The following is a 7,299-nucleotide window of genomic DNA, read 5'->3' as shown; positions in this document are numbered from 1 at the left end:
AAGACCCACAGCGCCGATGGTACTGCATTCGTGAGGATGTGGGAGAGTAGGACACCGCCGGACAACACGTAAACAGGTAGAGGCCCCACACCCCAGGTGTGGGGCCTCCCTACATTTAACAGCACTTAGAACTGACCACCAGGACGCGTCACAAGACCTACTGTGACGGCTCGCTCCCACGTGAGCCGACAAGTGCGTTGTGGCCGCCAACCCCATGGCGGCCACAACGTTCACTCCAGAGGAGGGACGGCTGTACTGGAACGCACCACTAAATGCGTTGGGAATTCTTCCGCAAATGGCACATAGGGAGGCGCGTCCCCCCGCACAGGCAGTTCCAGACGGGCCAGGATCCTGCGCGCGGCAAGGGCACCTTGCCCGCGAGGGTTCTGATCAAAGGTGGTGAGCCCAAAGACTTGCCCCAACTCGTGACCATCGATGCCAATAACTGACAAGTCATCAGGGACGCGAAGCCCAAAGTCCCTGGCTGCCAGGATGGTTCCGATGGCCATTTCGTCTGACGCCGCAAAGACGGCGGTGGGACGCAGCGGCCCGGAGCCCAACAGGGTCCTGGCTGTGGCGTAGGCGCCCTGCACTGTGAAGTCTGAGGTTGGCTGCCACAGCTCAGTGGTGGGAAGCTTTGCTTGCCGCATCGCCAGCTCGTAGCCGCTTCGACGCGTGCCGGGCAGCTTGAAGTCAGCGTTGTACTCGTTGGCGCCACCAATGTGGGCTATGCGCCGGTGCCCCAACCCAATCAAGTGCTCGGTGGCATTCTTTGCCAGGTTGAAATCGTCGACCCGGAGACTGTCTGCACCGGGCAGGGTGCCGCCGATCCCCAACACAGGCCGGTGAATGGCCAGCAACTGGCCGATCTCCGCTTCGGTGAGTTCGAGCGAGACTGCAATGACGGCGTCGATCCTTTTTCGCAGCAGAAAGTCTGTCAGCACCGTGGCCCGGTGGGTCTCATTTTGACTGGTCGTGTAGAGCGTAAGGTCATAGCCGGCTTCGAGAAGCTCCGAGGAGGCGCCGTCAATGACTGATGAGAAGAACCAGCGGTTGACCCCTGGCACCACCACGCCAATGTTGTGGTGGCGCCCTGACGCTAGGCTGGAGGCGGCATAGGACAGGACAAAGCCCAGCTCGGCAGCGGCGTCTTGGGCCAGTTTCCGGCTCTTGGTGGAGACGCTCCCTTTGCCCGCCAAGGCACGGGACACCGTTGCTTTGGAGAGCCCCGAGAGCTCCGCGACCTCTTTGATGCCCGCCACTTTTGTGTCCCCTGGTCCTTTGTTCATACTTCCAGCCAGATAGCCTCGGACGATTCTAGTTCAGACTGCTCTCCCAGCTGCGGATTGGAGCGCATTATGACGGTGCCCGCGGGCAGCTGCAGGGGTGCGTCGCCGGTATTGATCAGCACCAGCGTGTTTCCGTTGAGGAATCCCAGGGAATGATCGGTGCAATAGTCCTCCGCCCACTGCAGCGACCCTGTCCCCAGTGCGCGGTCACGCCGGCTCCTCAGGGCGCGCTGGTACAGCGCAAGGTGCGACGTCGGACTGGCAGCTTGGGTGTCGCGGGCGTAGCCGTTCCAGTCCGCCGGCTGCGGGAGCCACGGCGCCGTCGGCTCGTTGGATCCGTCGCTGAACCCGGCGCCCGGGCTGGCAGCGCGCCACGGCAGCGGGATCCGGCAACCATCCCTACCGACACGCTCGCCGCCGGTGCGGGCGAACGTGGGATCCTGACGAGTCTCGTCGGGCAGTGCTGTATGGTCCGGGAGCCCCAGTTCCTCACCCTGATACAGGTAGCAGGCGCCCGGCAGTGCCAGCATGAACAACGACGCCGCAGCCGCACGTTGGCGGCCCAAGGGCACGTTGGGCTGTGCGTCGCCGGCGCCGATCCCGTCCCCTTCGCGGGGCCCGCCGCCGTCGTAACCGAAGCGGGTGGCGTGCCGGACGACGTCGTGGTTGGAAAGGACCCAGGTGCTGGTGGCGCCGACAGCGTCAAAGGCGCGCAGGGAGGTCTCCACGACCCGACGCAAGTCTGGTGCGGAGAATCCGGTGTTCAGGTAGGGAAAGTTGAAGGCCTGGTGCATCTGGTCCGCGCGTACCCAATCGGCCATGCGCTCCAGCGGATCGACATTGGCCTCGGCGCACAGGATTTTCTCCGGGCCGTACTCTGCCAGCACTTCGCGCCAACGGCTGTAGATGGTGTGCAGGGCCGGCTGGCCGAACATGGGCGCCAGATGACCGGGGAAGCCCTCCGTGCTGCCACCCCATGCCGTGCCGCCCCAATCGGGCAGGCCGCCGGCCTTGACCAGGGCGTGGGCCACATCCACCCGGAAACCGTCCACGCCTCGATCGAGCCAAAACCGCAGGATCCGTTCAAATTCGGCGTGGACGCTGGGGTTGTCCCAGTTGAAGTCGGGTTGCGATGCATCGAAGAGGTGCAGATACCATTGGCCGGCAGTGCCGTCCGGCTGAACCGTGCGGGTCCAGGCGGGCCCACCAAAGTGTGACTGCCAGTTGTTCGGCGGCAGTGAACCGTCGCCACCCTGACCGTCCCGGAAGATGAACATATCGCGTTCCGGACTGCCTGGAAGCGTTCTCAGGGCTGCCTGGAAAAGGGCGTGTTCATCGGAGCAGTGGTTCGGCACAAGATCGATGATGACGCGCAGGCCCAAGGCTGCTGCGGTCGCGACGAGCTGGTCAAAGTCCGCAAGGGTGCCAAAGAGTGGATCCACCTGGCAGTAGTCGGAGACGTCGTAGCCGGCGTCGCGTTGGGGTGAGCGGAAGAACGGTGAGAGCCACACTGCGTCGACGCCCAACTCGGCCAGCTGCCCCAGTTCTAGGGTGATCCCGGCGAGGTCTCCCACGCCGTCGCCGTTGCTGTCCCGAAAGGAACGGGGGTACACCTGATAGATCACCGAATCGGTTGACCAGTGGTGCCCGCCGGCGGGCGCGGCCGAATGCACCGGGGTGAGGCGGCCGGCAACGTTCGAGGCGTCGTTGGGGGAAGCGGGGACAGTGAGAACCGGGTAAGTGGCAGACATGCCTATAACTCTAGGGTTTGGGTGGAAGAATGTAAACGTTCTCAAAAGTTTCTCTGCAACTCATACGCAAGTGAATCGCTGGCAGAAAACCGCAGTATTACGGTAAATACGAGCACATCTAGAGGCTGGTGACCGGGGTAGGCTCCTCAAGGAGTTGCTCCTCGATGACAACTTTAAGGAAAAGCCCTCTTCAGATTGGAAACGTTTTCATGTATCTTGGGAAGTGCTTACGCTGTGTGAGGTAGGCCACTTACGTGATATTTGCCCGTAACGACTCGCATAGGGGCGTTGGGCCCAAGATAAGGACACCAATGAAGTTGCCAAATATAAGTGCCACTCCTGTCAGCCGACGCGTCTTTGCGGTTGGCGCGTTTTCGGCCGTCACAGCCCTTGCCCTCAGCGCCTGCGGCGGGGAGGGCAACGCTGCCAGCAGCAGTTCGCCAACCCCGGCGGACCTGACCGCCGGCGGTGCCAGCACCATCACCATGTGGGTGGATGCCGAACGCGCCCCGGCACTGAAGGACATCGCAGCGAAGTTCAAGGCCGACACCGGTATTGAGGTGAAGCTCGTGATCAAGGACTTTGCCGCTGTGCGTGATGACTTCATCACCCAGGTCCCCACCGGCAAAGGTCCCGACCTGATCGTCGGCCCGCACGACTGGGTAGGCAAGTTCGTTCAAAATGGTGTTATCGCCCCGGTTGAGCTTGGCGACAAGACCTCAGGCTTCTCGGCCACGGCCATCACGGCCATGACCTTCAACGGTTCAACGTACGGCGTCCCGTACTCCGTGGAGAACATTGCGCTGCTGCGCAACACGGCCTTGCTGCCCGCAGCCGCCACCACCTTCGACGAGGTTGTAGCTGCCGGTCAGGGTGTTGTCGATGCCGGCAAGGCCAAGTACGCCTTCCTGGTGGGGCTCGACCCCAAGCAGGGCGATCCCTACCACCTGTACCCGCTGCAGACCTCGATGGGTTCGGCCGTGTTCGGCCTGACAGCCGATGGTGGCTACGATCCCAAGAACTTGGTTCTCGGCGAGGCCGCAGGCGTTGAGTTCGCCAAGAAACTGGTGGAATGGGGCGATACGGGGTCCAAGGTCCTGAACTCCAACATCACCGGTGACATCGCCAAGGAAGAGTTCAAGAACGGCAAGAGCCCGTACTTCCTGACCGGTCCGTGGAATGTCCCGGATCTGCAGAAGGCAGGCATCAAGCTGGCCATTGACCCGCTGCCCACAGCCGGAGACCAGCCGGCCCGGCCCTTTGTTGGCGTCAACGGGTTCTTCATCAGCGCCAAGAGCGCCAATGCCCTGGCCACCACCGAATTCGTCACCAACTACCTGAGCACCGAGGCCGCCCAGGACTCGATGTTCAGCACAGGCGGACGCCCTCCGGCACTGAAGTCCTCCTTCGAGAAGGCGTCCGCAGACCCCATCGTGGCGGCCTTCGGCAAGATCGGTGACAACGGCGTTCCCATGCCGGCGATCCCGGAAATGGACGCCGTGTGGAACGACTGGGGAGCCACGGAACTGGACCTGATCAAGGGCAAGGGCGATCCCACAGCCGACTGGCCGAAGATGGCTGCAACCATCAAGTCCAAGATCGGCGCATAAGCGCAACAGCAAGCAACCGCGTGTGGTGCAACGGCTCCATAACCGCTGCACCACACACAGCTTTGACCAGCATGAATACCTGCAAGAGGACAGTCACGTGACCCGAGTTTCCCTATTGACCAACGACGTCGGACCCGCACGCCAGGCCGCTGAGGCGCAGCCGCCGCCGGGCCGGCCAGAAACGAAGAAGAGCTACGACAGGGACTCGCTCAAGGGCACCCTCGTCAAGGTGGTGCTCCTGGGGCTGGTCGACGCCTTCGCCGTCTACGTCATGATGATGCTGTTCTTGAGCGAATCGTGGCTCATCCTTGTCGTCGCGGCGCTCATCACGCTGCTCGTGAACTGGATCTACCTGCGCAAGGGCGGGCTGCCGGCCAAATACTTGGCCCCCGGCGTGTTTTTCCTTGTCATCTTCCAGGTGTTCGTGGTTTTCTACTCCGGCTATATTGCTTTCACCAACTACGGTGATGGCCACAACAGCACCAAAGAAGACGCCATTGTGGCCATCCAAACCATGGCCCAACAGCGTGTGCCGGATTCGCCGTCGTTTAAGACAGCTGTGCTACAAAACGACGGTGAACTGTTCTTGATGTTCACCAACCCCGACGGCACCGTCACCGTCGGCTCCTCAACGGAACCGTTGACAACTGTCACCGATGCCACCCTAGATGGCACCGGCAAGGCCATCTCCCTGCCCGGCTATGACACCTTGAACTTCGCCCAGATTGTGGCCAACCAGACCGAGATCCTGAGCATCTCGGTGCCCGTCTCCGATGATCCGGCCGAGGGCAGCCTGCGCACAGCCGACGGCAGTACCGGCTACGCGTTCAAGCCCAGCATGGTCTACGACAAGGACGCCGACACCTTCACGGACGTCAACACTGGTGCTGTCTTCAGCGACAATGGCGAGGGCGCCTTTGCCGATGAGAATGGCGAGCGGCTGGCCACGGGTTGGAAGATCAACGTGGGGTTCGACAACTTCGTCCGGGCCTTCACCGACCCCAACCTGAGCGCGCCACTGCTGAGCGTGCTCGCGTGGACCTTCACCTTCGCCATAGCGTCGGTCATCCTCACGTTCAGCCTCGGCTTGTTCCTGGCCATCACGTTCAATCGTGACGACTTGCGCGGCAAGAAAATCTACCGGGTCTTGATGATCCTGCCGTACGCATTCCCGGCATTCCTGTCGGGCCTGGTGTGGTCCGGCATCCTGAACCCGCAATTCGGCTGGCTCAACCAGACGCTGCTTGGCGGCGCCGAAATTGGCTGGCTGACAGATCCCGTGCTGGCCAAGATCAGCGTCCTGGTGGTGAACCTGTGGCTGGGCTTCCCCTACATGTTCTTAGTCTGCACCGGCGCCCTGCAATCTCTTCCCACGGAGCTCGACGAGGCTGCGCGGGTTGACGGTGCCGGGCCATGGCGGGTGTTCCGGTCCATCAAACTGCCGCTGCTGCTTGTCTCCATCGCCCCACTGTTGATCGCCTCCTTTGCCTTCAACTTCAACAACTTCAACGTCATCTACATGCTGACAGGCGGTGGCCCCCGCTTCGAGGACACCACCCGGGACATCGGCTCCACCGACATTCTCATCACGCTCGTGTACAAGGTGGCGTTTGGGCAGGGCACGGGGCGCGACTACGGACTGGCCAGTGCGTTGGCCATTGTCATCTTCATCATTGTGGCCACCGTTTCGGCCATCAGCTTCAAGCAGACCAAGGCACTTGAGGAAGTGAACCGATGAGCACCACCACCGTCCCCGTACGAACTGAAACCGCCCTTCTGAAACCCCGGCGCCGCACCTTCCGTGTGTGGTTCAGGGACAAGGGCTGGCGCCACCTGGTCGGTGTGGTGGTCACACTGTTTGCCGTGTTCCCGCTGCTCTATGTGCTCTCCGCCGCATTAAACTCCAACGGCACGCTGGCTGGCACCAAGGGCCTGTTCACCCAGATTGACGTCGGCAACTTTGTTAACCTGTTCAACGACCCGGCCCGCCCCTTCGGCAAGTGGTTCATGAACACGCTGGTGATAGGCGTGATCACCTCCGCCGCCACAGTGTTCTTGGGTGCCATGGCAGCCTACGCGTTTTCCCGCATGCGGTTTAAGGGCCGGCGGATGGGACTACTTTCGCTGCTGTTGCTGCAGATGTTCCCGCAACTGCTGGCCGTGGTAGCGATCTTCCTGCTGCTCAGCGGCATCTCCGACGTCATCCCGGCCCTGGGCCTTGGCAGCCAACTGGGCTTGATCATGGTCTACCTTGGCGGGGCGCTGGGCGTGAACACGTACCTCATGTACGGATTCTTCAACACAGTTCCCCAGTCACTGGATGAGGCGGCCAAGATCGACGGCGCCTCCCACGTCCAGATTTTCTTCGGCATCATCTTGCGCCTGGTGACACCGATTCTGGCCGTTGTTGCCCTGCTGTCCTTCATCGGCATCTCCAGCGAGTTTGTGATTGCCTCGGTGGTGCTGACAGATCCGGACTCCCAGACGCTCGCCGTGGGTCTGTATTCCTTCGTCGCGGACACGCGTTCCAAAAACTGGGGCATCTTCTCCGCAGGTGCAGTTTTGGCCGCAGTGCCCGTCATGGCCTTGTTCCTGTTCCTGCAGCGGTACATTGTTAGTGGCTTGGTTCAAGGTGGAGTAAAGGGGTAA

General features: G+C 61.8%; 5 protein-coding genes. 3 read left to right on the top strand and 2 right to left on the bottom strand.

Annotated features, from left to right (window positions below; translation table 11 throughout):
• Positions 1-230: 230 nt before the first annotated feature.
• Positions 231-1,262 (bottom strand): LacI family DNA-binding transcriptional regulator, encoded by a 1,032-nt coding sequence (locus tag ACX80E_RS15145; RefSeq protein WP_459302860.1) that lies wholly within the window; start codon positions 1,260-1,262, stop codon positions 231-233.
• Positions 1,263-1,285: 23 nt separating this feature from the next.
• Positions 1,286-3,040 carry a glycoside hydrolase family 13 protein gene (locus tag ACX80E_RS15140; protein WP_459302858.1) on the bottom strand — a complete coding sequence of 585 codons (1,755 nt, stop codon included), beginning with the start codon at positions 3,038-3,040 and terminating at the stop codon, positions 1,286-1,288.
• Positions 3,041-3,351: 311 nt separating this feature from the next.
• Here ACX80E_RS15140 and ACX80E_RS15135 point away from each other — a divergent pair, with 311 nt between their 5' ends.
• From ACX80E_RS15135 to ACX80E_RS15125, 3 genes are all read left to right on the top strand, one after another.
• Positions 3,352-4,650: a sugar ABC transporter substrate-binding protein gene (locus ACX80E_RS15135; protein WP_459302856.1), complete on the top strand. Its 1,299-nt coding sequence runs from the start codon at positions 3,352-3,354 to the stop codon at positions 4,648-4,650.
• Positions 4,651-4,765: 115 nt separating this feature from the next.
• A complete protein-coding gene (locus tag ACX80E_RS15130; RefSeq protein WP_459302859.1) occupies positions 4,766-6,388 on the top strand; it encodes an ABC transporter permease subunit in 1,623 nt (540 codons plus the stop codon).
• On the top strand, positions 6,385-7,299 hold the full coding sequence (locus tag ACX80E_RS15125; RefSeq protein ID WP_459302855.1) for a sugar ABC transporter permease: 915 nt from the start codon (positions 6,385-6,387) through the stop codon (positions 7,297-7,299). Before ACX80E_RS15130 ends, ACX80E_RS15125 begins: the two co-directional genes overlap by 4 nt.

It is taken from the genome of Arthrobacter sp. TMN-49 (assembly GCF_054511095.1).
Note: the sequence above shows the minus strand (reverse complement) of the source record. Positions and strands in the feature narration are given on the sequence as shown.